Source organism: Arcticibacter sp. (genome assembly GCF_053551015.1).
In genome coordinates this window covers 164,278-191,020 of record NZ_JBMQOB010000022.1, presented here as the reverse complement: position 1 = coordinate 191,020, position 26,743 = coordinate 164,278, and the positions used below count along the sequence as shown (strand labels likewise).

The 26,743-nt window shown below is 45.2% G+C and carries 22 protein-coding genes and 4 tRNA genes; 17 read left to right on the top strand and 9 right to left on the bottom strand.

Annotation, left to right across the window (positions count from 1 at the left end; translation table 11 throughout):
* Positions 1 to 121 precede the first annotated feature (121 nt).
* The 5 genes from ACO1NU_RS16090 to ACO1NU_RS16070 all read left to right on the top strand — a co-directional run bounded on the left by ACO1NU_RS16090 (position 122) and on the right by ACO1NU_RS16070 (position 1,056).
* A tRNA-Met gene (locus tag ACO1NU_RS16090) sits at positions 122 to 194 on the top strand.
* A gap of 42 nt (positions 195 to 236) precedes the next feature.
* Positions 237 to 311: transfer RNA gene (locus ACO1NU_RS16085), tRNA-Glu, on the top strand.
* A gap of 66 nt (positions 312 to 377) precedes the next feature.
* Positions 378 to 453, top strand: a tRNA-Met gene (locus ACO1NU_RS16080).
* Between the two features lie 35 nt (positions 454 to 488).
* Positions 489 to 560: transfer RNA gene (locus ACO1NU_RS16075), tRNA-Glu, on the top strand.
* Between the two features lie 223 nt (positions 561 to 783).
* Positions 784 to 1,056 carry an Arm DNA-binding domain-containing protein gene (locus ACO1NU_RS16070; protein ID WP_448819515.1) on the top strand — a complete coding sequence of 91 codons (273 nt, stop codon included), beginning with the start codon at positions 784 to 786 and terminating at the stop codon, positions 1,054 to 1,056.
* A gap of 124 nt (positions 1,057 to 1,180) precedes the next feature.
* Here the strand turns inward: ACO1NU_RS16070 and ACO1NU_RS16065 are convergent, their stop codons facing one another.
* Positions 1,181 to 2,635 carry a serine hydrolase domain-containing protein gene (locus ACO1NU_RS16065; RefSeq protein WP_448819514.1) on the bottom strand — a complete coding sequence of 485 codons (1,455 nt, stop codon included), beginning with the start codon at positions 2,633 to 2,635 and terminating at the stop codon, positions 1,181 to 1,183.
* 352 nt (positions 2,636 to 2,987) lie between these two features.
* Positions 2,988 to 3,503, bottom strand: coding sequence for a GNAT family N-acetyltransferase (locus tag ACO1NU_RS16060; protein WP_448819513.1), 516 nt, complete (start codon positions 3,501 to 3,503; stop codon positions 2,988 to 2,990).
* Positions 3,504 to 3,784: 281 nt separating this feature from the next.
* Between ACO1NU_RS16060 and ACO1NU_RS16055 the strand changes: the two genes are divergently transcribed.
* A complete protein-coding gene (locus tag ACO1NU_RS16055; protein ID WP_448819512.1) occupies positions 3,785 to 4,978 on the top strand; it encodes a thioredoxin-like domain-containing protein in 1,194 nt (397 codons plus the stop codon).
* A 182-nt stretch (positions 4,979 to 5,160) separates the two neighbouring features.
* Here the strand turns inward: ACO1NU_RS16055 and ACO1NU_RS16050 are convergent, their stop codons facing one another.
* Together ACO1NU_RS16050 and ACO1NU_RS16045 are read right to left on the bottom strand one after the other, a co-directional pair.
* On the bottom strand, positions 5,161 to 5,475 hold the full coding sequence (locus ACO1NU_RS16050; protein ID WP_448819511.1) for a hypothetical protein: 315 nt from the start codon (positions 5,473 to 5,475) through the stop codon (positions 5,161 to 5,163).
* Positions 5,476 to 5,545: 70 nt separating this feature from the next.
* Positions 5,546 to 6,739: an alpha/beta hydrolase family protein gene (locus tag ACO1NU_RS16045; protein ID WP_448819510.1), complete on the bottom strand. Its 1,194-nt coding sequence runs from the start codon at positions 6,737 to 6,739 to the stop codon at positions 5,546 to 5,548.
* Positions 6,740 to 7,397: 658 nt separating this feature from the next.
* Here ACO1NU_RS16045 and ACO1NU_RS16040 point away from each other — a divergent pair.
* From ACO1NU_RS16040 to xth, 5 genes are all read left to right on the top strand, one after another.
* Positions 7,398 to 10,409, top strand: coding sequence for a SusC/RagA family TonB-linked outer membrane protein (locus ACO1NU_RS16040; protein ID WP_448819703.1), 3,012 nt, complete (start codon positions 7,398 to 7,400; stop codon positions 10,407 to 10,409).
* A gap of 12 nt (positions 10,410 to 10,421) precedes the next feature.
* The gene (locus tag ACO1NU_RS16035; RefSeq protein ID WP_448819509.1) at positions 10,422 to 12,014 is read left to right on the top strand and encodes a SusD/RagB family nutrient-binding outer membrane lipoprotein; all 1,593 of its coding nucleotides are present in this window, start codon (positions 10,422 to 10,424) and stop codon (positions 12,012 to 12,014) included.
* A gap of 25 nt (positions 12,015 to 12,039) precedes the next feature.
* Entirely contained in the window at positions 12,040 to 12,834 is a 795-nt protein-coding gene (locus tag ACO1NU_RS16030) for a DUF4397 domain-containing protein (RefSeq protein ID WP_448819508.1), read from the top strand.
* 28 nt (positions 12,835 to 12,862) lie between these two features.
* Positions 12,863 to 13,852, top strand: coding sequence for a phosphodiester glycosidase family protein (locus ACO1NU_RS16025; protein ID WP_448819507.1), 990 nt, complete (start codon positions 12,863 to 12,865; stop codon positions 13,850 to 13,852).
* Positions 13,853 to 13,933: 81 nt separating this feature from the next.
* Positions 13,934 to 14,716, top strand: a complete 783-nt coding sequence (gene xth, locus ACO1NU_RS16020) for an exodeoxyribonuclease III (protein WP_448819506.1) — start codon at positions 13,934 to 13,936, stop codon at positions 14,714 to 14,716.
* Between the two features lie 57 nt (positions 14,717 to 14,773).
* Here xth and purL read toward each other — a convergent pair whose 3' ends face one another.
* A complete protein-coding gene (purL, locus tag ACO1NU_RS16015) occupies positions 14,774 to 18,442 on the bottom strand; it encodes a phosphoribosylformylglycinamidine synthase (protein WP_448819505.1) in 3,669 nt (1,222 codons plus the stop codon).
* Between the two features lie 260 nt (positions 18,443 to 18,702).
* On the opposite strand from purL, the gene ACO1NU_RS16010 reads away from it, so the two are divergent.
* The 3 genes from ACO1NU_RS16010 to ACO1NU_RS16000 all read left to right on the top strand — a co-directional run bounded on the left by ACO1NU_RS16010 (position 18,703) and on the right by ACO1NU_RS16000 (position 20,733).
* Positions 18,703 to 19,533 (top strand): energy transducer TonB, encoded by an 831-nt coding sequence (locus ACO1NU_RS16010; protein WP_448819504.1) that lies wholly within the window; start codon positions 18,703 to 18,705, stop codon positions 19,531 to 19,533.
* Positions 19,534 to 19,653: 120 nt separating this feature from the next.
* Positions 19,654 to 20,115 (top strand): TlpA disulfide reductase family protein, encoded by a 462-nt coding sequence (locus ACO1NU_RS16005; protein ID WP_448819503.1) that lies wholly within the window; start codon positions 19,654 to 19,656, stop codon positions 20,113 to 20,115.
* A 12-nt stretch (positions 20,116 to 20,127) separates the two neighbouring features.
* Positions 20,128 to 20,733: a thioredoxin family protein gene (locus ACO1NU_RS16000; RefSeq protein WP_448819502.1), complete on the top strand. Its 606-nt coding sequence runs from the start codon at positions 20,128 to 20,130 to the stop codon at positions 20,731 to 20,733.
* On the opposite strand, the gene ACO1NU_RS15995 is transcribed toward ACO1NU_RS16000, so the two are convergent.
* Both ACO1NU_RS15995 and ACO1NU_RS15990 read right to left on the bottom strand, forming a co-directional pair.
* The gene (locus ACO1NU_RS15995; protein ID WP_448819501.1) at positions 20,714 to 21,016 is read right to left on the bottom strand and encodes a hypothetical protein; all 303 of its coding nucleotides are present in this window, start codon (positions 21,014 to 21,016) and stop codon (positions 20,714 to 20,716) included. The two genes, ACO1NU_RS16000 and ACO1NU_RS15995, sit on opposite strands and share 20 nt — an antisense overlap.
* On the bottom strand, positions 21,016 to 21,738 hold the full coding sequence (locus ACO1NU_RS15990; protein WP_448819500.1) for a pirin family protein: 723 nt from the start codon (positions 21,736 to 21,738) through the stop codon (positions 21,016 to 21,018). The genes ACO1NU_RS15995 and ACO1NU_RS15990 overlap by 1 nt, the downstream gene beginning before the upstream one ends.
* Before the next feature lie 113 nt (positions 21,739 to 21,851).
* Here ACO1NU_RS15990 and yiaK point away from each other — a divergent pair, with 113 nt between their 5' ends.
* Positions 21,852 to 22,823, top strand: a complete 972-nt coding sequence (yiaK, locus tag ACO1NU_RS15985) for a 3-dehydro-L-gulonate 2-dehydrogenase (RefSeq protein ID WP_448819499.1) — start codon at positions 21,852 to 21,854, stop codon at positions 22,821 to 22,823.
* Positions 22,824 to 22,828: 5 nt separating this feature from the next.
* Here the strand turns inward: yiaK and ACO1NU_RS15980 are convergent, their stop codons facing one another.
* Positions 22,829 to 23,554: a Crp/Fnr family transcriptional regulator gene (locus ACO1NU_RS15980; RefSeq protein WP_448819498.1), complete on the bottom strand. Its 726-nt coding sequence runs from the start codon at positions 23,552 to 23,554 to the stop codon at positions 22,829 to 22,831.
* Between the two features lie 44 nt (positions 23,555 to 23,598).
* Between ACO1NU_RS15980 and ACO1NU_RS15975 the strand changes: the two genes are divergently transcribed.
* A complete protein-coding gene (locus ACO1NU_RS15975; RefSeq protein WP_448819497.1) occupies positions 23,599 to 24,441 on the top strand; it encodes an SDR family oxidoreductase in 843 nt (280 codons plus the stop codon).
* A gap of 20 nt (positions 24,442 to 24,461) precedes the next feature.
* On the top strand, positions 24,462 to 25,649 hold the full coding sequence (gene uxuA, locus ACO1NU_RS15970; protein ID WP_448819496.1) for a mannonate dehydratase: 1,188 nt from the start codon (positions 24,462 to 24,464) through the stop codon (positions 25,647 to 25,649).
* Here uxuA and ACO1NU_RS15965 read toward each other — a convergent pair.
* Positions 25,646 to 26,662 carry a LacI family DNA-binding transcriptional regulator gene (locus ACO1NU_RS15965; protein WP_448819495.1) on the bottom strand — a complete coding sequence of 339 codons (1,017 nt, stop codon included), beginning with the start codon at positions 26,660 to 26,662 and terminating at the stop codon, positions 25,646 to 25,648. The genes uxuA and ACO1NU_RS15965 overlap by 4 nt on opposite strands.
* Between the last annotated feature and the right edge of the window lie 81 nt (positions 26,663 to 26,743).

The following is a 26,743-nucleotide window of genomic DNA, read 5'->3' as shown; positions in this document are numbered from 1 at the left end:
AAAAAGATTTGGACTGCAAAGAAACGAAATATATCTTTGCAGACCAATTCAAAACAGTGCTCGAAGTTATTCTTCAAAGCGAAAACGGTAAAAAAGCCGTTGCTGATTTGAAAAAAAATAGTGCGGGGTGGAGCAGTTGGTAGCTCGTCGGGCTCATAACCCGAAGGTCATCAGTTCGAGTCTGGTCCCCGCTACCTGAAGTAAGCAGAAAGATTAATCTTATGCTTAGCTTGAATGGTCCATTCGTCTAGGGGTGAGGACGCCAGATTTTCATTCTGGAAACAGGGGTTCGATTCCCCTATGGACTACCAAATATGGGGCTTGGAAAAGCCGAACAAGTAAGGATGGTCAGCAATGATTGTCTGGACATAAAACAGTGCGGGGTGGAGCAGTTGGTAGCTCGTCGGGCTCATAACCCGAAGGTCATCAGTTCGAGTCTGGTCCCCGCTACCAAAGAAAGCATGACAGAAATGTTAGTCGCTTTTAATGGCCCGCTCGTCTACCGGTTAGGACGCCAGATTTTCATTCTGGAAATAGGGGTTCGATTCCCCTGCGGGCTACTGGAAACAATAGCAAAAATCATTAAAAGCCTGCAATCAACCGATTGCAGGCTTTTTTGTTGGAATCAAATCGCCAAAAGATGCATGATTTCGCATAATTCTGGGATCAATCCGGTGAGCACTTTTTCCAGGAAGAGGTGCTCATCAGAAACGTTGTAAGATTTTGACAGTCAACCTGTTCGCCTATTGAACATCTTGTAGGCGGGAGCTGCGAAAGGTAACTTTGTTTCACCTTTTAAGTGCTATTTTTTATGTTCACTCCGTACAATGTGCTTTTTATCTTGAAAAGCGTAACACTTACAAATCAGGCCCAGCTCCTATTTATCTTAGAATTAGCGTTGATGGACAGCGTACAGAAGATTCTGTGGGCCGCGAATGCGATCCATCCCGTTGGAACTCCCATGCCGGTCGGGCTACTGGGAATAAAGAGGATGTTAGAGCACTAAACACATTTCTCGACAGTGTGCAATCCAAATTAAATGTAGTTTCACCATAATCGGATCTTTTCCGATTATCTTATGGGATTTTAACAAAAGTAGAGAGTTTGGTCAGCAATCCCCAAATGTCAACCTATAGGCCACCGGCATTTGGGGGAAACCTAAGTCGTTTTTGTAGCTCTTTTATTTTTCCAGATCTCTAGTAGCTTCTAGCTCCTGCCCATTTTGAAATAAGACAAGTTTGTTAATTTTTCCAGATTCATCCTTAAAGAATTTAATTCTTGCTGCCACTACAGTATAAAAAAATTCCAGCTCAGATTCAGGGTAAATTTCGGCTCTGGGTTGGCCGGTAAGTTGTGCGTAAATCTGCCCCATCTCGGAGCTTATCGTGAACTTTGCCGTTGGCGCAACGGTTAATGAATATACTCCTTCGAGCATTTTTAACTGGCCGGGATTGAGCGCAACGCTTTTTTTAAAAGGCTTGGTCTTGGGTATTGTGAAGGGCTGATTAAACAGAATGCTCTCGACGGCACTAGCGAGCTGATAAATGTTAATTACGTTATAGACATTGGCAAGTACTACCACAGTTTTCTTTTTTTCAGGATATCTCACGATGATGCTCATATATCCAGGATATCCGCCAGTGTGCATATAGGTTTTTCCGGCAAATTCCCTGCCGGGCTTGATAAGCCAGCCAAAGCCATAGGGCAGACCCATCAGGGCTGCAACCTTATCATTATTGAGTTTTGATGGTTGGTACGCAAATTCCTGACCTGCTTTACTAATTAGCTTTTCGGTGTAAAGTGCCTGGTCCCATTTCAACAGATCGCGGGCAGTACTGCTAATACCATAAGGGCCGGCTGCGCCATCAAAGTAATACTGATATCTGTTTGCCTGTATGTTGTCGTTAATTACAAACTTGCCTTTTGCCGGGTCATAGATATGTCCGTACGCATAATCCTTTATTTTAGGGTTGGCTGCCCTTTGAGGGTAGACCCTCGTATGATTCATTCCTAGAGGTTGAAAAATGTGTTTATGCATATAATCAGCATAGGACATATGTGAAGCTTTTTCTATAATAAGGGCCAGCAATATGTAATTTGTATTGGAATAGGAAAGCTGCTCGCCCGGTTTGAAATGGAGTGGTTGAGGGTCCTTAACTATTGTGGCCAGAACATCTTTATTGTAATTTATTTGATCTATATTAACTCTCTTATCATCCCAGCCTAGAAATTCGGGAATTCCCGAGGTGTGGTTTAAAAGATGCCGGATGGTAATACCATGGTAGGCAATGCTTGGAAAATATTTGTTCAGACTATCTGTATAGGCTAATTTGTTCTTTTCATGCAACTGCATAATTGCCATTGCCGTAAACTGTTTAGACACAGACGCCAATTCAAACATGGTTTGCCCGGTAATTGGTTGCTTAGTTTCAAATTGGGCATAGCCCATTGTCTTCTCGTAAATGGGCAAACCATTCTCTGCAATTAGAACTGAGCCACTAAAAGCACTGTCTTTTTGCATTGCTTCAAAAAGAGAATCGAGTTTTCTTATCGACTGGGCGTTTACTTGACTTATGCCTAAGAATAATAAGAAGCAAATAATGATATTGCAAATGTGGGTAGGTATGCGATCCATCGTTTCTAGAAAACCAAAGTAATCAAGTTTATTGAATTATACGATATAAATCACTGCTAAGCAATATCATAGAGATGCATCTTTAGAAAACTGTTCCATCCGTTTTGATTTTTCCGTACCTTTATTTTGACCATTTGCAGCTCAAAAACTGCCTTCTGGTGAACATTTGGTGAACAGGCCAAAATTGATTTGGTAAAATATTGATTTCAGTATAGGTATGGGGTGGTTCGATTCCCCTGCGGGCTACTTGATGGCAACTCCCGGAAAGTAAAAGGATTGCTCCAACAGAGCAGTCCTTTTTTTGTATCTATTTATTTGAGTTCTCTTATGCTGTTTTTTTTAATAAAGTATTTTAATCTTCCTGGGGAGCGTTGATCTGGTATAGCATCCATTGTTCATTGTTCTCTTGATAGCTGTGCCGATAGGTCAAGCCTAGTTTTTCCAATACATGGATGGAAGCGATGTTCTCTATTCTGACTCTGGCGATAATCCGGGTGATTTCAGGCTTCGTGAGGCCTTTTCCCAAGATAGCTGTAGCACTTTCTGTGGCGTATCCCTTGCCCCAGTACTTTTTAAAGAAGCGATACCCGATATCATATTCAGCAGTGTCGGGGTGGTATTTTAGGCCACACCATCCGAGGATCTCGCCAGTCTCCTTTAAGATTGTTGTCATTCTCCCGACTCCATAAAGGCCATATTGATCGTAATTTTCGAAGAAAGTTCTTGCTGTTAAGATGTTCGAAAACTGTTTGTCGCCGGTATACTGCAGAACCTCGGGATCTTCGTTCAACGCGAACATAGTTGGGGCGTCGTCGGCGTTAAATGGGCGAAGCAATAGTCTTGTTGTCTCTATTCTCAAGCTTTTCATGATTGGTTATCGCTCGTTGCGGCTATTTAGGTTCCGTAAGGTAGGAATAAAAAACTTACTCATTTAGCAAGAGGTGCTTGTGTTTGTTTACGAATAGTTGTGCTCTTGTGGAAAAATGATTAGCTTAATGTATTCTTATTCTGATGATTGAGCGTCAAAATTTGATCTTGTTGCGGGATTCCGATTTCAGGGTTAGTCCGCGGCAGTGAATTCAGCTTCTCTGGGTTGTGTTGGATTGTCTTTTCGTGTACAGAAGCTGATTGTCGGATGTAGTGGATTGTATGTGTAATACTTTTACGAAACCAAGCAAACCTAATATGAAGACCATCAATTTCTTCAGATCAAAGCTAAAGTGTATAGTTCTTCTCGTTTTGTGTCTTTCTTCCCTGCGGGGAGCTGCACAATATCCTTTCAAAATTCGGATAGAGGCTAGTCCCATGTTTGAAGGAAAGTGGGTGTATTTGCTAAGAGATAATAATCATGAAACGATCAGCAAGAAATTTACACTTGATTCTGTAAAGGTAAAAGGGGGGATTTGGGAGTTTGAAGGGGAAATGAAGGAGCCGTGTAATAAAGCGAGGCTCCGGGCGAAAGTCAATGGCGTTTCTTGCGAGGCTAGATTCATAATCGATCCCGGACTTAACAGTATGAAGCTGGATTCAATTCAATATATAAAGTATCTCAGCCTTGTTACGCCAGAAACACCCTCAAATTTGTTGTATAAGGAAATGAATTCTATTAAAAACAGATATTATGATGAGTATAGAAAAGAAACGGGGAAGCTTTCAGGGCCAATACAGTTGCCGGGTAGTAGGTTATTCTCAGCTGATCAGGAGATTTTTCCACTCCTAAGAGCAAGTTCGAGTCTTTATTACAGTTTAATCGCCTTGAATGACATGGCTCAGTTTTTTTGGATGAATAAGGAAGATTCGCTGCTGTTGGATGTGTTTAAGGATCTTGACCCCAATTTGAAAAACTCTGTTTTTGGTCGCAAGTTCTCAGAGGAAAGACTGGCCAATATTGCTGGTTTCAGGTTAATAAGAGTCGGCAATGTTATGCCTGTGTTTTCTGTTGGTCAACCTGATGGGAATCAATTTTCGAACAGTTCCTTAACAGGTAGACCCTATCTTGTGGTCTTTTCGGCGACCTGGTGCGTGCCCTGCATTAAAATGCAGCCGCAGATACAAGCCTTATACCAGAAGTACGCTCGTGTGGGGATCAAAGTCGTCTACTTTAATTTGGATGATGACCGGAAGAAATGGCTATCCAATATTAGCTCAAAGACATCCCAGTGGATTAATGTTTCTGAAATGACAAAGTTTAAGGATAGTAAGATTGCAAAACGATTTGCTTTCTCCTCAATACTAAGCCTTGTTCTTGTAGATTCAGCAGGACGTATTGCTTACAATGCTATGGATGTAAATCCTGACTTTAAGATATTGGATGAACTTTTGGGTAAGTCGGGAACGCTATAGTATGTTAATTGTAAGGTCTAATAGCCTTCGTTTAACTTGTTGCTGCTGATTTGGATTAATATACACCCGTCACTCAGTACTCTATAGGCTTCGATACGAAGCTAGCATTGTCCTTGGTTCTAACGCTAGCTTCGTATCCGTTAAGCGCGTTCGACATACATGCAGACGCAGATTCTAATAATTTACTTAGCGGGTTTTAGCTTTGACTTACTCACATAAACCCTGGTTCCTTTTTTATTGACATAATAGTACCGGGATTGGTTGTCGATATAAATGGTCTGTCCTTGTGGTCCTACTTTATCTTTGTAAGTTTTATCAACAACCTTGGCCGCGCCTTTCGCAGCTATTTCAGAAGTTTTGTTGCCTACTTTCTTCGCGGTCTTTTTGATTGCCGGGTCAGGATTTACTTTAAGCGTGTCGTTACCGTTCTGAGCAATGGTTGCAAGTGGGATACTGATCGCGAGTGCAAAAAGTATGCTTTTCCATTTCGTTTTCATAGCTATTTGTTTATATACCAGTATATAACATGTAATGCCGGCGTTCTGTTTCGATTATAACAGCAGCGTGTCAGAGAGCTAGTCTGGCGAGTACAGTGGTTATATAGTTAGGAATAGCTTCCCGGTGGCCGGTATTTCCTAATGAGATAAACTGAACATTTCCGCCAAGTGCGTTCATCGTCTGTTGAGCTCTTTCTGCGTTGAGAACAGGAACAATTTTGTCTGCTGCGGCATGGAAGAGGGTTAGCGGTGAAGCTGGTTTCCAGTTGTACACGTTATTTCGTTCCAGAGCAGCCATGAAGGGCATATTGGTGCCGTTTTGGATTCCCTGGATGAAGGCGGTGGTAAATAGCTCGTGTGGATTATTGGGAATTGGAGCTGCCAACGGCTTGCCCTGTGAGATGGCCTGGGCTACAGCGGCGGCATGATTGGGTTGAATCATGTCTGTAAGCGGGATTTTCAGCTGATACAGATTGTTGTAGGTCAGCAATGTCCAGAGGTAAAATGATGTGGCTCCCTGCGGAAGGTCTTCGTTTCGCGAAACTGCCCATTGAGCAGTTCCTACCATGTCATAAGCGCCCGCTGCGGGGTAACTCGCTTCAACTTTAAACCACTCGTCTCCCTGTTCCTGAATAGCCTGATGTAAAGCCATTGTGGCGTATCCGCCTTCGGAGTATCCCAGTAAGCGAATCTCTTTTTTTGTTTGGAGTTTCTTTTCGTCTGCAAATTCTTTTGCTGCTTTTAACATGTCAAGGCAGGCTGATGCCAGACTGGATTTCTCCTGGTAAAGATGCTGGATCTGTTTACTATCTCCGAAGCCGATATAGTCGGGCATCACGACGATATATCCTTTGGCAAGGGATGCTCCAATCGTTCCGCCGAGGTAAGCTTCCATGTTGCCGACAGGCTTGTATGCTGATGGGGCTTCATCCTGGGTCGTGATCGTTCCATGTTGATAGCCGAGCAAGGTCAAAGTTTGTGGAGCTTTGTCCGGTATAATAACCAGCCCTGATGCTGTGATGGAGGTTCCTTTGGGGAACTCTGTCTTGTAAGCGATCTTATATGCCTTTACGCTACTGCTAATCAGTGGTGCAGCCTGGGGGAGACGGGACTTTATTTCGTCCGCGCCGACCTCTGCTACAAGTTGACTGCTAACCAGGTATTGATTCTGTGGTTCGTCTTGATCGTCATGATCTTTGGAGCAGCTTGAGATGGAGGTGACGAAGAGGATAAAGTAGAAGAGGTGTAAAACTTTCTTTTTCATGAGGCGAGATTTTAGATGTGGCGTTATTAGCTATATTACGGGTTTGTATCGGCTTTTTCAAATGTAATATACTGAATAATAGGTTATTGTGATTTTATTTGGTTGGGGCTGTTTATTTGCTTGTTTATGCGGTTTTCAATCATTATCTTTAATAAGCCAATTAAAAAATACCCAGGTTTACGAATTAATATTTCAAAAACTGTTTATTATCAAGTGCAATTATAAACCTAGACGCCATTTACGCTGTCGCTAGTTGTGCTACGTTTGACTTTTTGTCCGTTAAAGATTATTGTAAATTACATCTTAATGCCAAAGTTTATGTTGTTATGGTAATAGAATGCCATTTATTTTGAAAATATGGTCGTCTTAAATTGATTTTTACTGCGGAGATGCGAGTTTTTATATAAAAAGTTCGGATTTGTACGTTTTTTTTTCGAAACATGCATCTTTTTTCATTTTCATATCTATATTAGAGATACTAAACCGCTGGTTTAAAGTAAACTGGATGCCTTATCAGTTCGAGACGTCGAATCGCTAACCGGAATCTCTGTTTTAATTCTGCTTTCAATTAATTTCTTTCAATATGATTAAACGACTACTCAATTTTGTGGTGGGGCTGGTCTTTATTGCCGCTTAGGTTCATGCGCAGCAGCGAACTATCACCGGAAAGGTAACTTCTGCAGAGGATGGAGAGCCTCTACCAGGGGTTTCCGTAAAAGTTAAAGGATCTCAGACTGGCACAAGCACGGGATCCCAGGGGAGTTTCTCCATTCAGGCGAGTTCTGGTCAGGTTTTAACGTTTTCTTTTGTAGGAACGACTACTGTAGAACGGACTGTCGGGACCTCAAATACGATTAATGTTGCCTTGGAGTCGAGTTCTGCCTCGCTCAACGAGGTTGTGGTTACAGGTCAGGGGGTAAACCGGGATTCAAAATCTCTCGGATATTCCATTCCCACCGTGAAAGGGGATGAAGTTGCACAGACCCAAAGAGCCGATTTTTTCGGCGGTCTTCAAGGCAGAGTACCAGGTCTTTCTATTAATTCGACGAGTGGTAATCCTGGTGCTTCTGCGCAAATTGTTCTCAGAGGCTTCGTTTCCATTAGTGGGGATAATAATGCCTTGATCGTTGTCGATGGAGTACCGATAGATAACTCCATTTTGAATGAAAACCAATTAGGATCGGTCGGCACCAATCAGGACCGTGATTATTCAAATGGAGCAATGAACGTCAGTCCGGAGGATATCGAGAGCTACTCCGTTATGAAAGGTCCTGAAGCGACGGCTTTATATGGAAGTTCGGGGGCTAGCGGTGCAATTCTTATTACCACGAAAAAGGGTAAAGCAGGGAAAGGAACTATAAATTATAGCGGATCAGTTGCGTTGCAAAAGGTGAACCGTTTCCCTCTCTTTCAACAGAAATATAACTCAGGTCAAAACGGTGTATTTGCCAGCAATACGACCATATATGGCGGCCCTGCCTTTGTAGAGGGGACAAAGATTTATGATAATGCAAAGGAATTTTTTCAGGTAGGCGTTGCTAACAACCATTCTCTCTCATTTGAAGGAGGAACCGATAAATTCTCTTACAGATGGTCGAATCAATACTACGATGAGGATGGTACTGTACCGACGACGAGTTACAAGCGTCTTACCAGTACTGTCACTGGGGTAGGTACAATAAGCAGACTATTGAAGCTGACATCAACGTTCTCCTTTACCAATTCTGACAATGTGAAGTCTAATAAGGGACTGAATGGCTACATGGTGGGTCTTTCCCGTTTTAACTCCTCTTACGACATCAATAATTGGCAGGATGAAAATGGCAATCGACGCCTTTATGTAGGTAGTATATACAGTGAGATGGATAATCCTCTTTGGGATATTTACAAAAACACAAATGAGGATAGCGGTACCGCCTTTAGAGTAAATACAAACCTGCAGTTTACTCCCACCAACTGGTTGACGATTACGGCGATAGGAGGTGCGAATATTACCAATACGGAAGGTATGCGCGTATATCATCCACAGTCTTACCGTGGCTCCGGCTCTGATGATGATCCTACAGGAGGTTTCATCGAAACGTATGAAAGAACGGTAAGGATTCTGAATGCTACTGCAAATGCAACAGCGCGTCATAGTTTCGGACGTTTCAACAATACCTACATCATCGGTGCTGATATTAGTAATAATGAGATCAATGTGGACTCTCAGCGAGGAGAGCAATTCTTCGATCCAAATTTCAAAAGCATCAACAATACTTTGCCTACAAGTCAGCGGTCGAGAAATGTGATCAGTCAGGTAAGGAAGGTCGGGATGTTCGGGCAAGCAGTGCTTGGTTACGAAAGTCTGGTCTTCTTAACGCTGGGTTTGCGAATGGATGGTGCATCTAAGTTAATGCCGAACAACCCGTACTTTGTTTATCCATTGACGAGTTTAGCCTTTAACTTCACAGAGATCCAATCTCTCGCCAATGCGATGCCCTGGCTGAGCTATGGTAAGTTAAGGGCATCCGTTGCATTGACCGGAAAAGAACCTTGGAGGGAGTACTCAACAGGTTCGAACCTGGTCGGTAAATCTTCCACAGGCGGTGGTTTCGGTCTTGATTATTATGGAGGTAATCCTAACCTGAAACCGGAGAAGTCGACCAATTTCGAAACGGGCTTTGAAATGCAGTTCCTTAAAAATCGGATTGGGGTAGACTTCACATACTACAGTCTCCGTAGCGATGCCCAAATCATTAATCCAAGATTAAGTTATGGAAGCGGCTTTGTACTTAGGCTGATGAACGGAGGGGCGGTAGTGAATAAAGGCGTAGAGGTACAGTTGAATGTAAATCCTGTTAGGAGGCCTTCATTCAACTATGATTTCACGGTTAACTTCTCTCGTAACAGAGGCAAGGTGTTGAGTATCGCTGAAGAATTACCTGAGCTATATGATTCAGATACATGGCTTTTTAATGGCGTAAGAAGTGCGGTCCATCCGGGTTATAGTACAACTGCTATTAGTGGTAATATTTTACCACGCAACAATAATGGCGATTTGCTGATTAACCCTGCTACCGGGTTGCCCATTACCTCTACCGATACGAAATATTACCCCATCGGTGATAGGAATCCAAAATTTACCGTAGGGCTTGTTAACCGGTTTAGGTACAAGAATTTGGGCCTTTCGTTCCTGTGGGACTTAAGATATGGAGGTGACGTGCTTAATGGCACAGAGTATCTGAATTATACGCGAATGATTAGTTTGAAAACATTGGACAGGGAAGTTCCACGGATTATCAAAGGTGTGCTACAGGATGGACTTGAAAACACAGCCAACCCAACGCCTAACACCATTGCGGTGACCCCTTATCTTAATTCAAATTATTACACCACTAATGTAGGGCCCGAAATGTTTATTGAGCGGAATATTAAAGCGCTTCGCTTAAGGGATGTTACGTTGAACTTTACCATGCCAAAGTCGGTATTATCCAGGCTGAAATTTGCAGAGAGTCTAAGCGCTTTCGTTACGCTCAGAGATCTCGTACTGATATCGAACTACTCTGGAATGGATCCTGAGAGCAACGCAAATACGCCGGCACTTGGCGGAGTGGGAGGATATGGTATTGACAACGGGAATGTTGGAAAGCCTATAGGGATGAACCTGGGTCTTAGGCTTAAACTATAAGATTGAACTAAAATGCTGAAACTATATAAAATTGTGTGTCTGGCGGTGATTGCACTGCTGACAGGAGGGTGCAAAAAGTATTTGGATATTAACAGTAACCCGTCTGTTCCACAGGAAGCCCGGGCAGAGTTTTTACTGGCGCCTATTACATATCAGATGGCTAATGGCACGTCTCAGGACTACCGGGTAATTGGCAAATTAACGCAGGGCTTGACGGGATCTGTAACTGATGTTGCTTCAGTAATCTGGGAGCGACATGGCTTCCCCGCAGGGAGTGACGTGGGGGGAGTGATTTGGAGAATGACTTATGTGGATCTGGGTCTTAATCTGGAGAACATGATCAACGATGCGCTAGCCAATAAAAAGTATGAATATGCAGCTATCGGTTACGCCATTAAAGCATGGGCTTATCAGCAAGCCACTGATCTGCATGGCCCGATCATTCTCGATGAGGCATTTACTCCGGGAATGCTTTCCTTTCCGTATCATGATCAGGATGAGGTATACGCGCGGGTACGCGAGTGGGGTGCATTGGCACTCAAATATTCGAATATGAAGAGTCCGATCGATCAGTCATCAAAGCTAAACGATGTAACCGGTGATAATATCTACCGGGGTAATATGTTGAGATGGAGAAAGTTTGTATATGGCTTATTCGCCTTGCAGTACAGTCATTTGGTTAATAAGCCTGAATATGCTTCACGGTATGCTGATAGTGTTGTTAAATATACAGATCTTTCTTTTGCGACTTCCGCTGAGGATGCGACCATATTTTTCTCTGCAGCTGCCTCTACGGATGTAAATCCTTTTGGCCCGACTTCGGGATTGCTGACATCTACTTACTATTCACGGCCCGCGACGAATATAGTAGACTATCTAACGGGTCGTACGAGAGGTGACACAGTGATCACCGATACAACGGCATATATTGATCCGCGGTTGCCGAGAATGCTTGTCCCGCATACCCTAACGCGTAAGTATGTGGGATCGGTGCCGACTAAAGCAGCTGTTACAGAAGTTGCGCCTCTGTTAGGGTATTTAGCATCCAGCACCGCCAGCCTTGAAGGCCATTACCTTTTCACCGACAACGCCCGATATCCCATCATGACTTATGCCCAGTTGCAATTTGCAAAAGCTGAGGCCCTGTACCTGAAAGGAGATAAGATGGCAGCCTTAGCGGCTTACAGAAGTGGAATCCTGGCTCATATGGACTTCGTAAACCTCTACGGAAGGACATCTAAGAGTCCTGCGCCCGCGATCACTCCCCTCGAGATTGCAAACTATTTGAATTCTTCAGAAGTAGCCCATTCTCCAGCGGAGCTGACTTTAACCGATATAATGGGGCAAAAATACATTGCACAATGGGGCTGGGCTTTCCTGGAGCAATGGACCGATATCCGCAAGTATCACTATGACGCCACTATTTTCCGGAACTATTATCAGTTAACAAGAACTGAGCTGAGCGCAGATAACAACGGGAAGTTTGCATATCGTTTCCGGCCAAGATACAATTCTGAGTACGTTTGGAACCAAAAGGAATTAGAGAAGTGGCAGGGGCTCGACCGCGACTATATGACTAAAGAACTTTGGTTCAGCAAACCTTAATCCTTCACATTTAACGAATTTACAAATGAGACTATTTTTAGTGATGTCCTTTTGCATAGCCATCTTTGCGATAGCAGCATGTGACAGGAATGAAATAAATTATGGAGACACAGAGTATGTGTCAGCCAGCGATGCAGTTGTGAAGCTGAACTATGCTTCTTTATATCCAGATAACCGGTATGTGTTCATTAAGTTCAACGGTAAGCGGGTGACGCCACTAATCAGAGGAAGGCAGCCTTTTCCGGGCGGTGGCTATAATACTTTGGGCGATGTCAGAGCCGACTTTTTGAGTATCAAACCAGGAGATGTAAAGATCGACGTTGTGCTGCCACACAGTAAGGATGATGGGCTCGATTCTTTAACCCTGTATTCGACGAATGTAAAGCTGGAAGCCGGCAAGCGTTATACCGTTCATTTTACAGATACAGGCAAGCTGACCAAGTCGGTGATGACAGAAGAAGACTTTTCTATGCCGGATTCAGGATACGCGCGATACCGGTTTATTAACCTGATGCCTAATGTGCCCGAGGTTGATCTTTATTATGGTCAGAATGCAACTAGCGTGCTCGCTGACAAGAAAGTTGCTTCCGGTATCAAATATCTGGAAAGCAGTGAATACATTACCTTAAACCGAGCTGCTGGCAGGACCTGGAAAATCCGTCCGGCTGGTGCTGCCGTTACTACTGCGACCGTGTTGGCCTCTTATACGAGTGCAAGTACGTTGTTAAACCAGCGAACGTACACGGTGTATGCACTGGGGTATAACGGTGTGAAGGTAGCGCCGACGATGCCTTATGTTTCATTCTTTCACATCCGGTAGTTAAGTATTTAATTCTAATTAATAGAATATGAGAAAATTTACGAAGCCGGTAAGAGCCGGCAGATATATATTGTCGCAGGTGTCGCCGTATTGCATGGCACTTCTGGTCATGATGGCTAGCTTTTCGGGCTGCAAGGACGATTCAGAGGACAATGTTGAGGTTGTGACACCTCCCGAGGTTGTCGATACAGACGTCACTGATCTAACTCAGAAACTCATTTCGGGAACCGGTCTTGTCAAGCAATTTAAGTCAGACACGCTGACGCGCATTGCCGATGGGCTTGCGCTGACTAAACTCTCCTATGTGGGTCAGGCAGATTTACCTGTGACCATGTTTATTCTTGAGGCAGACCTGAAAAACCCGAAGCTCACCATGCAGGCACTTCTTCCTTATAATGACTATCTGAATGGCTTGCAGCGTTTATCTGAGATGTGTAAGGATAATCAGAAGCCCTCATCAAAGATCATGGCTGCAATCAATGGTGACGTCTACAGTACTACTGGCTTGCCGGATGGATATTTCTATATAGACGGGTTCGGTTTGAAGACGACTCGCACAACCACCAGCAGTTCTTATTTCGCCCTGTTGAAAGACAAAACTCCGGTTATAGGTGGACTGGACCCAATAACAAGGGCTGAAGTGCCCGGCATTACATTAACCAATATTCAGCATGCTATTGGAGGAAGACAGTGGCTCGTGAAGGAGGGGCAAACTATTTCCTCTACCGATGCTACACTGACGGCCAGGACAGCGTTGGGATATACCGCTTCGAATGTGGTGTATGCTGTTGTGGTAGACGGGGGGCAGGAAGAATACTCTATCGGAATTAATGTGAACGATCTTGCTAAGATCATGCAGACACTAGGCACTACCCGTGCGATCAATTTGAGTGGTGGTCTAAGTTCTACTTTGGTCGCTGGAAGCAGTAGCTCAGATCAGTGGACGATGAAAAATCATCACCCTAAAAAGCTTGAGTCGACCGTCGCAAACGGTTGGGGCTTTGTAGTGGCTAACTAGCTGGTTGAGCTGATATTTTAGGCCACCGCAGGTTTTGAAGAACTTCGCGGTGGCTTTTTATGTTTAATGATTTTGTATGATATGAAAATAGCAACATATAATGTCAATGGAGTGAATGGCAGGCTGCCCGTTCTGTTGCGGTGGCTGGAAGAATCGCGTCCGGATATAGTATGCCTTCAGGAGCTGAAGGCTCCTCAGGAGAAGTTTCCGGAACAGGCTATCCGGGATGCAGGGTATAATGCTATCTGGCACGGACAGAAGAGTTGGAATGGTGTTGCCATTCTTGCCCGCAACAGAGAAATCAAGGAGGTTATACGCGTACTGCCGGGTGACCCGGAAGACGAGCACAGCAGGTATATTGAGGCGATCGTGGACGGCATACGGGTAGGCTGCCTGTATCTTCCTAACGGAAATCCGGCACCGGGACCCAAGCTTGAGTATAAAATGCGCTGGTTTGAAAGGCTGACGACGCATGCCGCAGAATTGCTGCAGTCTGGAGAGCCTGTTGTATTAACGGGAGACTACAATGTGATGCCTACAGATCTTGATGTGTATAAGCCGGAGCGCTGGGTAGAGGATGCTTTATTCAGACCTGAAGTACGGAAGGCGTTTAAGACGCTTGTTGATCAGGGCTGGACAGATGCTTTAAGGAAGCTTTATCCCGATCAGAAGATATATACCTTCTGGGACTATTTCCGCAATGCTTATGGACGCGATGCGGGATTGCGCATTGATCATTTCTTATTGAGCCCGCAACTCGACAAGCGTCTGCTCGCTGCGGGAGTGGACAAGAATGTGCGTGGCTGGGAGAAGACCAGTGATCATGCACCGGTGTGGATTGAGCTGGCGGATACCAACAAATAAAGGCATAAAAAAAGCAAGCAGTTTAGTTCTGCTTGCTTTTTTAAGTTGATCAGCTGATTACTTTTGGTGAGCTTCTAACCACTTCCTTGCATTGACGAAAGCTTCCATCCATGGTGTAACTTCGTCTTTTCTTCCTGCAGGATAGTGCGCCCAGTTCCATTGGAATATGGAGCGTTCGATATGCGGCATCGTAACCAGGTGGCGACCTGTATCATCACATAGGATAGCAGTATTATATCCGGATCCGTTTGGATTAGCCGGATAGCTTTCGTATCCGTATTTGGCTACAATCTGGTATTGGTCCTGATCCATTGGCAATTGGAATTTACCTTCTCCGTGTGAGATCCATACACCAAGTGTACTGCCTGCAAGGCTGGATAGCATAACGGAGTTATTTTCCTGGATAGTCAGTGAGGTAAAGCCGCTTTCGTGTTTGTTAGAATCGTTATGCAGCATCTTTGGCTTGTCTGCATGATCTTTGTTGATCAATCCTAATTCAATGAACAGCTGGCAACCATTGCAGATACCTACTGAAAGGGTATCCGGACGGTCGAAGAAGTTTTCAAGCGCTATTCTCGCCTTCTCATTATAGAGGAATGCACCAGCCCAGCCCTTTGCAGAGCCAAGAACATCGGAATTGGAGAATCCACCAACGGCGCCGATGAATTGAATATCTTCGAGTGTTTCGCGCCCGGAGATCAGGTCGGTCATGTGAACATCCTTCACATCGAATCCTGCCAGGTACATCGCATTAGCCATTTCCCTTTCGGAATTACTTCCTTTCTCACGGATGATAGCAGCTTTAATGCGTGGTTTACCTGAGTCAATAAGGGGCTTCTTTCCGTCAAAATGGGATGGGAATGAATAGTTGAGCTGTTGATTTTTGTAGTTTTCGAAGCGTTCTTTAGCCTTTGCAGGTCCACTCTGTTTGATGTCAAGCAGATAGGAGGTCTTGAACCAAACATCGCGCAAGTTGTCGATATCGAGTTTCAAGGTTTCAGACCCTTTGTTGTTAATGCTCAGTACAGGATTTTGAGTTACTTTTCCGATTTTGTGGAAGGAGATGCCGTTCGCAGAAAGGGCTTCCTCTACTTCATGGTGCGCCTGGAACACCACTGCGATGTTTTCAGCGAAAAGAACTTTGACTATATCCTGTTCTCCGAGTGATGAGAGATCAAGATCTGCTCCCAGATCGCGGTCAGCAAAACACATCTCCAACAGGGAAGTAATTAAACCTCCGCTGCCGATATCGTGGCCTGCTTGTATCTTTCCTTCTTTTATAAGCGTTTGAAGTGTGTTGAAGACAAGTTTCAGAGTTGCTGCATCTTTTATGTCAGGTGCTTGGTCTCCAATCTTGTTTAATATTTGAGCAAAGGATGAACCTCCCAATTTGAAATCGTCATTTGACAGGTTGATGTAGTAGATGTCGCCACCATCTTTCTGCAGCACCGGTTCAACCACGGCTGTAATGTCATTACAGTTGCCAGCTGCAGAGATGATTACGGTTCCGGGAGCGATTACATCCCCATCTTTATATTTTTGCTTCATGGACAGGGAGTCTTTTCCTGTCGGGATGTTGATACCCAGATCGATAGCAAAGTCCGAGCATGCCTTTACTGCCTCATACAAACGTGCATCTTCGCCTTCATTTTTACATGCCCACATCCAGTTGGCAGAAAGTGATACGCTGGTCAGACCATCTTTGAGGGGAGCCCATACGATATTGGATAGTGACTCTGCAATTGCATTGCGGCTACCTGCTGCGGCATCGATCAAAGCGGTCAGCGGAGAATGTCCTACTGATGTGGCAATACCCTCTTTTCCTTCGAAATCGAGTGCCATAACCCCGCAGTTGTTTAATGGCAGCTGCAGAGGACCTGCGCATTGCTGTTTAGCAACGCGTCCGCCAACGCAACGGTCCACTTTATTGGTCAGCCAGTCTTTACATGCTACGGCCTCCAGCTGCAGTACCTGCTCCAGGTAGGTGCTGAACATAGTGGCATCGTAAGCTAGTGCTTGATATTTACGGTCGACTTTCTTGTCTTCCATCACCATTTTCGGGGAGCTTCCGAACATGTCTTTCAGCTCCAGGTCCATGGGTTTGATTCCTGTAGTAGCGGATTCGAAGGTAAAGCGGTGGTCTCCGGTAACCGTTCCCACGGTGTACATGGGAGAGCGTTCACGATCGGCGATCCTCTTAAGGGTATCCAGGTTTTCCTGGCCGATAACAAGACCCATACGTTCTTGTGATTCATTCCCGATGATCTCTTTGGCTGAAAGGGTAGGGTCGCCAACAGGCAATTTATCCAGATCGATCTTTCCTCCGGTTTCTTCTACCAGTTCTGAAAGGCAGTTCAGGTGTCCCCCTGCACCATGATCGTGGATAGAGATGATGGTGTTATTGTCGCTCTCTACCATACCACGTACGGCGTTGGCTGCTCTTTTCTGCATTTCAGGATTTGACCGTTGTACTGCATTCAGCTCAATGCCCGAACCCAGTGCTCCGGTATCGGCCGAAGATACGGCTGCACCACCCATACCGATACGGTAGTTTTCTCCGCCTAGAATGACGATCTTATCACCTTCCGCAGGCTTTTGTTTCTGAGCCTGGCTGGCTTTTCCGTATCCTACACCACCGGCAAGCATGATGACCTTGTCGTATCCAAGTTTGCGATCCTCTTCGGTGTGTTCAAAAGTCAGCACGGATCCGGTAATGAGTGGCTGACCGAATTTGTTTCCGAAATCAGAAGCTCCGTTAGAGGCTTTGATCAGGATGTCCATCGGTGTTTGATAAAGCCATTGCCTTTCTTCCATGCCTTGTTCCCATGGCCGGTTTTCTTCCAGTCGGGATAGCGCGGTCATATAAACTGCTGTACCTGCAAGGGGTAAAGAACCCTGTCCGCCGGCAAGCCTGTCTCTGATCTCGCCACCTGAGCCAGTAGCTGCTCCGTTGAAGGGTTCAACAGTGGTTGGGAAGTTATGCGTCTCAGCTTTAACAGAGATGACAGATTCGAATTCACTTGTTGTATAGTAGTCGGGAATATCCGCGCGCTGAGGCGCAAACTGAACGACCTTAGGGCCTTTGATAAAGGCTACATTATCTTTATAAGCTGAAACGATGTCATTGGGATGTGTTTCGGATGTTTTTCTAATCAGCTTGAACAAGGAAGATGGCTGCTCCTCGCCGTCTATTACGAATTTGCCGTTGAAAATTTTATGGCGGCAGTGTTCTGAGTTGACCTGCGAAAAGCCGAACACTTCAGAATCGGTAAGAGGACGACCCAAGCGTTGCGCGAGCTTGTTCAGGTAGTCGACTTCTTCATCGCTTAGCGAAAGTCCTTCCTGAGCGTTGTATGCTGCAATATCCTCGATCTCCCTGATCTCTTCTGGTCTAACATTTACGGTATACAGATCCTGGCTGAGCTCGTTGTATTTTTGAGACAACATGGGGTCGAAGTCCTTGAAGTCCTCGTCAACACGGCGAAATTCTTCGATCCTGATGATACCCTGGATCCCCATGTTTTGAGTGATTTCCACAGCATTGGTACTCCAAGGAGTGATCATGGCAGCCCGGGGGCCGACAAACGGTGCCGTTAAAGTACTTTCATTGCTAAGCTTTGCGCCACCAAACAACCATTCCAGCTTCGGAATGTCGCCCTCAGACAGCTCTTGTTGTGATTGTAACGCGAAAACTATGTTGGATTGACTTGAGAAGAAATAGATCATTGTAGTATTTTGATCTGCAAATTTAGTTTTAATGCTTGGAATGCCTAACAGATCAAGGGAATAAACCACTTTTTTCGTTCATTTTTAGCACTTTTTGAAATTCTTCAAATCTTCTTGTGGATTTTCAGCGTGTCTGCCATCCTAGTATAAAGTTGACAAAGGATCGTCTTCGAATCACATCATCTGTAGAGGTACCGCTATGATAATGGGTTTATAAGGCATGATTCTGTGAGAATGAATCATTTATAACTCTAGCGACAATGGCACAATTGGATATTTTTAACCGGCAGTGGATAGATGTTGTCTTCACCGGCCGTAATCAGGCGTATGGAGCCTATCAATTACGTATGGACAATAGTCGTATTACCAACAGATCTATGCTGTTGGGTGGATTTTTGTTTGTTTTTGTGATGAGTTCACCGCTGATCGCGAGGTACATTAAGGGGGCAGAGGGTGAGATAAAGGGCTCGACTACGGAGCTGCAGACAGATGTGGTTCTGATCACTCCTCCGGCTCTTGATGAGAGCGTTCCTCCTCCAGCCACGGTAGTTGAACCTCCTAAACCGAGGACAGATCAGATCAAGTTTGTTCCGCCCAGGGTTGTACCGGCCAGCCAGGTTGTAGACGAGGTACCTACTGTAGATGAGCTAAGAGTGGCTGATCCGGGTCCGGAAACACTGAAAGGAGATCCCGGGGCTGAGATTTCTATTGATCAGCCTGTCGGTACATCTACGACAACCCAATCTGCTATTGTGGAAAGTGAAAAGGTTTATGATTTCGTGAACCTGGAGCAGATGCCGGACTTCCCAGGAGGTTTATCCAAGTTCTACAGCTATGTCAGCCGCAATTACAATTATCCTGCAGCAGCAAGGGAGCAGGGAGTGTCTGGCCGGGTGATCGTTAGCTTCATTGTTGAAAAGGACGGGAGTCTTACAGACGTAAAATTGGTGAGAGATATGGGAATGGGAACAGGGGAAGAGGCCGTACGCTTGTTAAAGAAATCACCAAGATGGGTGGCAGGAATACAGAACGGACGGCCGGTCAGGGTGCAGTATACCCTCCCGATCATGTTGAATCTGGAAGCCCAGTAGAACGGTCTCCGGTCAGGGAGTTGATAAGCATCCGATAAACTTAAAGGCATTAAATAGAAGCGGAATCGTTTGATTCACTTTTATTTAATGCCTAAGTTTGTATAAACCGCTTTGCTGACCATGAAGTGTTTCTACACCATTATCATTTGTCTGATCTGTTCCGGGGCGCGGGCTCAGGTAAAGCTGCTTAGTCTGGAAGAGTTCGACCGGCGCCTGGCGGAAGGTAAGGACACAACCTTTGTTGTTAACTTCTGGGCTACCTGGTGTGCTCCCTGTGTTGCGGAGCTTCCGCATTTTGAGAAGCTGCAAGCGGAAAGTAATACATCTCCGCTAAAGGTCATCCTGATCAGCGTCGACTCTAAATCTAAACTGAAGCAGCTGGTGGATCCGTTCGTGAAAAAGCATGGGATTAAATCAGAGGTATTCCTATTTGAGGAAACTGACCAGCAGAAGTTTATTGATCACGTGGACAAAAATTGGAGCGGCTCTGTACCTGCGACTCTGGTTGTCAATACTGCCGCTTCGCGCCGGGCCCTTTACGAGCGGGAATTTTCTTATGAAGAACTTAAAAGCTTAAAATAAACTCCAATTAATATGAAAAAAGTTGTTTTGTCATGCGTCCTGCTGCTTGCGATCTGCATGCAAGTATCTGCACAAGGATATTCCGTCGGTTCCGTAGTGGGCGATTTTCGCTTGAAGAATGTTGACGGTAAAATGGTTTCGCTGGCTGATTTTAAGTCCGCTAAAGGTTTTATTGTCGTGTTTACATGTAATACCTGTCCGGTAGCTAAAGTTTACGAGAGCCGTATTGTTGCTCTGAATGAAGAGTATGCATCGAAAGGTTACCCGGTAATTGCCATTAATACCAACGATCCTGTGGCATCTCCCGGCGACAGCTTTGTAAAAATGCAGGAGAGGGCAAAGGAGAAGAACTTTAAGTTTCCTTATCTGGAGGACGCTGATCAGCAGTTAACTAAAAAGTTCGGTGCAGCTCATACGCCCACTGTTTACATCATATCGAAAACATCTAAGGGCAATGTGGTGGAATATACAGGTGCTATCGATAATGACCAGGACGACAGCAATGCCTCTAAGACGACTTTCGTGAAAAATGCCGTTGACGAGCTGATGAGTGGAAAGAAACCATCAGTCAGCAAGACCAAAGCAGTTGGATGTACTGTTAAGTGGAAGAAGGCTTAAGGGCCTGATTCACCTCGGCGATCAAGAGTCCGCTGCCTCCCCCATAGTGAAGTACCACGGGGATGTGGAGCTTATACAAGTCAAGGATCAGACGAATCTCAGACTCGTCTGATCCTGAGCCTAAAAGGATCAGGTCGTATCTGGCCCCCTGCAGACTGTTTTTTGCAGATGCTGAAGACAGTGCAATATCTCCCTCCCAAAGTGGATTTTGATTAATCAGCCGCAGAATGGTTTGCATAATCTTTTCGTTCGTGCCGACGGCCAGAATTCTGATCTTGTTCATTACAGGCGTACCTCCATTGGAACTTCCATAATCAGCAGCTCTGCGTCTGAGCCAGCTTCCAGTTTAACTTCCTGAACGTCCCACACACCGTAGCCATCACGCGTATCTAAGTCTTGCCCGTCAACTTTGAAGCTTCCTTTCAATACGAAGAAATAGATGCCGTTGCCTTCTTTTTTCAGATTGTATGTGGTGCTTGTACCTTTTGTGAAATGACCCATATGGAACCATGCGTCCTGATGTACCCATACGCCTTCGTCGTTAGGATCAGGTGACAGGACCTGATGCAGTACATTAGGTTTGTCGTCAATGTTCAGTTTTATCTGGTCGTATCGTGGCGTCACGTCACGTTTATTGGGGAACACCCATATCTGGAGGAACTTAACAGGCTCATTTGGATTCTTGTTATATTCTGCATGGTAAATACCGGTGCCTGCGCTCATCACCTGGATCTCTCCGGCTTTGATGACTGCTATATTTCTCATGCTGTCTTTATGCTGAAGCTCACCTTCAAGAGGGATAGAGATAATTTCCATATTGTCATGAGGATGATCTCCGAAGCCTCTGCCACCGTCTACCGTGTCGTCGTTCAGTACACGCAGCGCGCCGAAGTGGACACGTTCCGGATTGTAGTATCCTGCAAAGCTAAATGTGTGGAAGCTTTTCAGCCATCCATGATCTGCTGATCCTCTTGTGTTTGCCCGATGTAATACTGAATTGTTCATAATGTTTGTGTTTTATTTGATACAAAGTTACTTTTCCTTAAACCCAGGCTTCTTAATTTAGGTTAAGAAAGAGCGTACCTGTAATTGTTTACCGGATACTTAAACAAGATGATATGAATGTTGATTTTTTGATATTACGTGAGGAGTTCAGGAGGGTGTTACTGAAGATCGGGTTTGAGGAGGCGAGGGCTGAGCTATGTGCGCGTATCTTCGCGGAAAACAGTCGCGACGGGGTGCATACCCATGGTTTGAACCGCTTTCCTTCCTTTGTTCGCGCAGTTCAGGATGGTCTTGTTATCCCATCGGCGGAGCCCGAGCGTTTGACAGCTATGGCTGCCCTTGAGAGCTGGGAAGGGAACCTGGCGCCGGGTATTTACAATGCTATTCGGTGCATGGATCGTGCAATCGAACTGGCAGGCGAATACGGAATCGGTTGTGTTTCAATCAGGAACACCAACCATTGGATGAGAGGAGGAACTTATGGCTGGCAGGCAGCAGAAGCAGGATATCTTGGTATTTGTTTTACCAATACCATTGCCAACGTTACACCTTGGGGCGGATCAGAGCCCCGGCTGGGGAACAACCCGATGGTTATTGCAGTGCCCCGGGCGGAAGGACACATCGTTCTGGATATGGCGATATCCCAGTATTCTTTCGGAAAGATGCAAGAGTATAAGTTCCGGAATGAAGCGCTGCCTTTCGCTGGTGGATATGATGCGGAAGGCAATCTGAGCCAGGATCCAGGAAAGATCATCGCATCTCAGCGAGCTTTACCAATTGGCTATTGGAAAGGATCAGGGCTTTCGATGCTGATAGATATACTACTGACCTCTTTGAGCGGCGGACGCACTACTGCCGATATAACAAAAGGAGGAGCGGAGTCGGGTGTTTCTCAATGCTTCATTGCTATCAAACCAGAAAGTGGAAACGAGGCCCTCATTGAACAGATAGTTGAATTTACAAAATCCGGACATCAGGATGCGGTGAGGTATCCTGGAGAAAGTACATTGGCCAAGCGGAATACACATCTGAAAGAGGGAATTCCCGTTAATGAAAAGATCTGGAATGATGTGCTGAATATGTAGTTTTGTTATTTTTTCTTCAACAGGTTTTTACGCATTTTACTGAAGAACTCCGGCGTAACACCGATATAGGAGGCGACTTGCTTCAGCGGAACATGTTCTATCAGGGAGGGATATTTGTCGCAGAACTTCGTGTACCGTTCTTCTGCTGTCAGGCTCAGATTATCGAGCACCCTTTCCTGAGAGGCTACCAGAGATTTTTCTATGATGATCCGGAAGAAGCGCTCGAACTTGGGGATCTCGCGGTAGATCCGTTCCTGATCGGTTTTAGACAATCTGAGTACTTCGGTATCTGCCAGTGCCTCAATGTTCAGTATGCCGGGTTTCTGAGAAATAAGGCTGTACATATCGGCTATCCACCAGCCTTTGGGTGCAAAACTCAGGACATGTTCCATGCCATTCCTATCGTATGTAAATCCTCTGAGGCAGCCTTGGGTTACAAAGGTGGAATAGCGGCAGATATCGCCTGTCTGCAGTAAAATCTTTTTTCGGGGGACCATCACGGGCTTCAGCAGGGAAGTAAACAGTTCTTTCTCCTGATCTTCCAGATGAATAAATGCTGCGATGTTTTCGAGTATCAAGTCTGCTCCGCTCATAAAAGATAAAGGTAAAGGAAAAAGGGCAGAACTAAATCGCTTCGAAACGGCATTGACAACAGGACATGGCGGCATTTTTCCGAAAACGATTCCGTAAATAAATCCGCAGGAAGCTTGTTCAGGCCAGATTATTTTCATCAATTTTACTCATCAAACAACAATATAAATAACTAAATACCGATATGTCATCAGAATTTTCAGGCAAAGTAGCAGTAGTAACCGGTGGTGGTGGAGTGCTATGCAGTACAATGGCTCAGGCGCTTGCCGACAAGGGAGCTAAAATAGCCATACTAGATTTGAGAGAGGAAACAGCTGAGCGGGTGGCCGGAGAGATCAGAGAAAAAGGTGGTAATGCCATTGGTGTGGCTTGTAACGTTCTCGATCTTGCGAGTCTGAAAGCAGCTCATCAGAAGGTTAACGAGCTTCTCGGGCCGTGTGATCTCCTGATTAACGGAGCGGGCGGAAATCACCCGAAAGGAACGACATCGAAAAATTTCCTGCTTGCAGAAGATCTGGAGTCAACTGAGGAAGGATTAAAGACCTTTTTTGATCTGGATCCTGAGGGAATTAAATTTGTTTTCGATCTTAACTTTATTGGCACCTTGTTACCAACGCAGGTTTTTGCGCGGGATATGATAGGAAAGACCGGAGCGTCTATTATCAATATATCATCTATGAACGCCTTCACCCCTCTGACGAAAATTCCAGCGTACAGTGGAGCAAAGGCAGCTATATCTAACTTTACCCAGTGGCTTGCTGTACATTTCTCGAAGGTGGGTATTCGGGTAAACGCATTGGCTCCGGGCTTCTTCCTTACTGAACAAAACAGGACTTTGCTGACCAATACTGATGGAAGCCTTACTGAGCGTGGAAACACAATTATATCACATACACCAATGAGTCGTTTTGGAACACCGGACGACCTTACAGGAACACTGTTATGGTTGTGTGGCGATGGCTCTCAATTCGTAACCGGCGTTGTTATTCCGATTGACGGAGGTTTCAGCGCATTTTCAGGAGTTTAATCAATATTAGAAAGGAAAATATGTCACTAGAACAAACGTGGAGATGGTACGGTCCAAATGATCCGGTTTCTCTCGCAGATATCAGACAAGCAGGGGCTACAGGTATTGTTACCGCATTGCACCATATACCAAATGGTCAGGTATGGTCTACAGAAGAGATCATGAAGAGAAAGCAGGATGTTGAAGCGGCAGGCCTGACATGGTCAGTCGTGGAAAGTGTACCAGTACATGAAGATATCAAAAAACGTTCAGGCGATTATCAGCAGTACATTAATAATTATAAGCAGACGCTGACGAATCTGGGTACTTGCGGTATTGATATCGTGTGCTACAATTTCATGCCGGTGCTGGATTGGACCCGTACGAACCTGGATTTTGAAATGCCTGATGGATCAACAGCTCTTCGCTTTGAAGCAGCGGCTTTCGCAGCTTTCGAGCTTTATATTTTAAAGAGACCAGGTGCAGAAGCCTCTTATAACGACGAGCAGAAGCAAAAGGCGAAAGCATACTTCGACTCGATAGGGGAGGAAGAAAAGAAGACGTTGGTAAAAAATATCATTGCTGGTCTTCCTGGTTCTGAAGAAGGGTATTCTCTTGAAGATTTCTTGAAAGTGCTTGCAGGTTACGATCACATCGGACCTAAGGAGCTAAAAACGAACTTGTATGCCTTCTTATCGGAGATCGTTCCGGTTGCGGAGCAGGCAGGTGTGCTTTTATGCATCCACCCCGATGATCCTCCGTTCCCTATTCTCGGTTTGCCTCGCGTGGTAAGCACGGAAGCAGATATCGTTGAACTTTATGAAACAGTGAACAGTCCGAACAATGGCCTGACATATTGCACAGGTTCGTTTGGTGTAAGAGCAGATAATGATCTTGCCGGAATGGTTGAGCGGCTTGGACACCGGATTCACTTTATACATTTGAGAAGTACGCGTCGCGATGCAGAAGGAAATTTCCATGAAGCAGATCACCTTGACGGAGACGTTGATATGTATGCCGTGATGAAGGCTTTGGTTGAAGAGCAGGAGAAACGCCGTGCAGCAGGAAGAAAGGATGTTCGTATGCCTTTCCGTCCAGATCACGGTCATAAAATGCTTGACGATTTAAAGAAGAAAACGAATCCGGGCTATTCAGCTATCGGCCGTTTGAGAGGCCTTGCTGAACTCAGAGGCCTTGAGGTGGCGATCCGCCGAAACAAAGGTATTTAAGTAATAGCAGTAGATCTTCGCTCAACTAAGTTTGAGCGAAGAACTATTGTATTGTCTTCCATCCTCACATGAGGTTTTTTAAGCACCTCGAAGAGAACTCGTGCTGCTTCTCTGCCCATGTTGAATGCAGGCTGGGTAATGGTGGTCAGCGCGGGATTGAGCAATGATGCTGTCCGCAGGTTAGAAAATCCGATTATTTTAACATCTTCAGGAATGCGTAACCGGAGCTCTGCACATGCTTCATACACGTATATTGCCAGTGACTCTACTGAAGCAAACACTCCGTCGGGTCTGTCGTCCCGACTAAGCATTTCCTTTATCTTTTTATAGCTTTCTTCGGCATTCGTGTCGCATCGTACAATCAGGTCTTCAGCTGTGGAAAGGCCGTGCTTCTGCACAGCCTCCAGATATCCCTTCATCCGTTGCTGTTCAATGGACAGGTCGCCCGAGAACGTCAGGTAGGCTATTCTTTGGCAGTTTCTGCTGATGAGATGTGTCGTAGCGAGATAGCCGCTTTCGAAGTTGTTGGTGGTTACCCGGATGGTGTCGAAGGTATCCGATACACGGTCGAAGAAAACCACGGGTATATTGCTTTTCTGCAGTTCTGCCAGGTGATCTGTATCTTTTGCACCACCTGATAAGGACATCAGGATGCCATCTACGCGGCCATTCAGCAGAAGCCTAACTATAGCTGCTTCCTTCTGGAAACTTTCATGGGTAATATAGATGAGTACGTGATAGTTGTTTGCCTGTGCAACCTCTTCGATCCCGTTAATGGCGACCGAGAAGTAATTGTTTGCTATTTCCGGGAGAATCACAGCAATTGTCTTACTGCTTCTGTTTCTGAGGCTTCTGGCAAAAGGATTGGGCTGGTAGTTTAATTTTCTTGCCAAAGCGAGAACCTTTTTTTTTGTCTCTTCGCTGATGTCGTGGCTATCGCTCAAAGCCCTGGACACAGTTGACACTGCAAGGTTCAGTTCTTTAGCCAGTCGTTTTAAATTAACCTGATCCATAATCCAACACGAAGATATTAATTTAAAGGCTGATCTTCAGTATTGCAGCAAATGGGGCGGGGGTATAAAAAAAGAGCCGGC

What these genes read in the sequence shown, in the direction of transcription:
- xth (WP_448819506.1), top strand. Translation starts at nt 13,934, where the DNA reads ATGAAAATAGCAACATATAATGTCAATGGAGTGAATGGCAGGCTGCCC.
- uxuA (WP_448819496.1), top strand. Translation starts at nt 24,462, where the DNA reads ATGTCACTAGAACAAACGTGGAGATGGTACGGTCCAAATGATCCGGTT.
- ACO1NU_RS15990 (WP_448819500.1), bottom strand. Translation starts at nt 21,738, where the DNA reads ATGAACAATTCAGTATTACATCGGGCAAACACAAGAGGATCAGCAGAT.
- ACO1NU_RS16055 (WP_448819512.1), top strand. Translation starts at nt 3,785, where the DNA reads ATGTGTAATACTTTTACGAAACCAAGCAAACCTAATATGAAGACCATC.
- ACO1NU_RS15995 (WP_448819501.1), bottom strand. Translation starts at nt 21,016, where the DNA reads ATGAACAAGATCAGAATTCTGGCCGTCGGCACGAACGAAAAGATTATG.
- ACO1NU_RS16030 (WP_448819508.1), top strand. Translation starts at nt 12,040, where the DNA reads ATGAGACTATTTTTAGTGATGTCCTTTTGCATAGCCATCTTTGCGATA.
- yiaK (WP_448819499.1), top strand. Translation starts at nt 21,852, where the DNA reads ATGAATGTTGATTTTTTGATATTACGTGAGGAGTTCAGGAGGGTGTTA.
- ACO1NU_RS16025 (WP_448819507.1), top strand. Translation starts at nt 12,863, where the DNA reads ATGAGAAAATTTACGAAGCCGGTAAGAGCCGGCAGATATATATTGTCG.
- ACO1NU_RS15980 (WP_448819498.1), bottom strand. Translation starts at nt 23,554, where the DNA reads ATGAAAATAATCTGGCCTGAACAAGCTTCCTGCGGATTTATTTACGGA.
- ACO1NU_RS15965 (WP_448819495.1), bottom strand. Translation starts at nt 26,662, where the DNA reads ATGGATCAGGTTAATTTAAAACGACTGGCTAAAGAACTGAACCTTGCA.
- ACO1NU_RS16065 (WP_448819514.1), bottom strand. Translation starts at nt 2,635, where the DNA reads ATGGATCGCATACCTACCCACATTTGCAATATCATTATTTGCTTCTTA.
- ACO1NU_RS15975 (WP_448819497.1), top strand. Translation starts at nt 23,599, where the DNA reads ATGTCATCAGAATTTTCAGGCAAAGTAGCAGTAGTAACCGGTGGTGGT.
- ACO1NU_RS16035 (WP_448819509.1), top strand. Translation starts at nt 10,422, where the DNA reads ATGCTGAAACTATATAAAATTGTGTGTCTGGCGGTGATTGCACTGCTG.
- ACO1NU_RS16060 (WP_448819513.1), bottom strand. Translation starts at nt 3,503, where the DNA reads ATGAAAAGCTTGAGAATAGAGACAACAAGACTATTGCTTCGCCCATTT.
- ACO1NU_RS16050 (WP_448819511.1), bottom strand. Translation starts at nt 5,475, where the DNA reads ATGAAAACGAAATGGAAAAGCATACTTTTTGCACTCGCGATCAGTATC.
- ACO1NU_RS16005 (WP_448819503.1), top strand. Translation starts at nt 19,654, where the DNA reads ATGAAGTGTTTCTACACCATTATCATTTGTCTGATCTGTTCCGGGGCG.
- ACO1NU_RS16045 (WP_448819510.1), bottom strand. Translation starts at nt 6,739, where the DNA reads ATGAAAAAGAAAGTTTTACACCTCTTCTACTTTATCCTCTTCGTCACC.
- ACO1NU_RS16000 (WP_448819502.1), top strand. Translation starts at nt 20,128, where the DNA reads ATGAAAAAAGTTGTTTTGTCATGCGTCCTGCTGCTTGCGATCTGCATG.
- purL (WP_448819505.1), bottom strand. Translation starts at nt 18,442, where the DNA reads ATGATCTATTTCTTCTCAAGTCAATCCAACATAGTTTTCGCGTTACAA.
- ACO1NU_RS16010 (WP_448819504.1), top strand. Translation starts at nt 18,703, where the DNA reads ATGGCACAATTGGATATTTTTAACCGGCAGTGGATAGATGTTGTCTTC.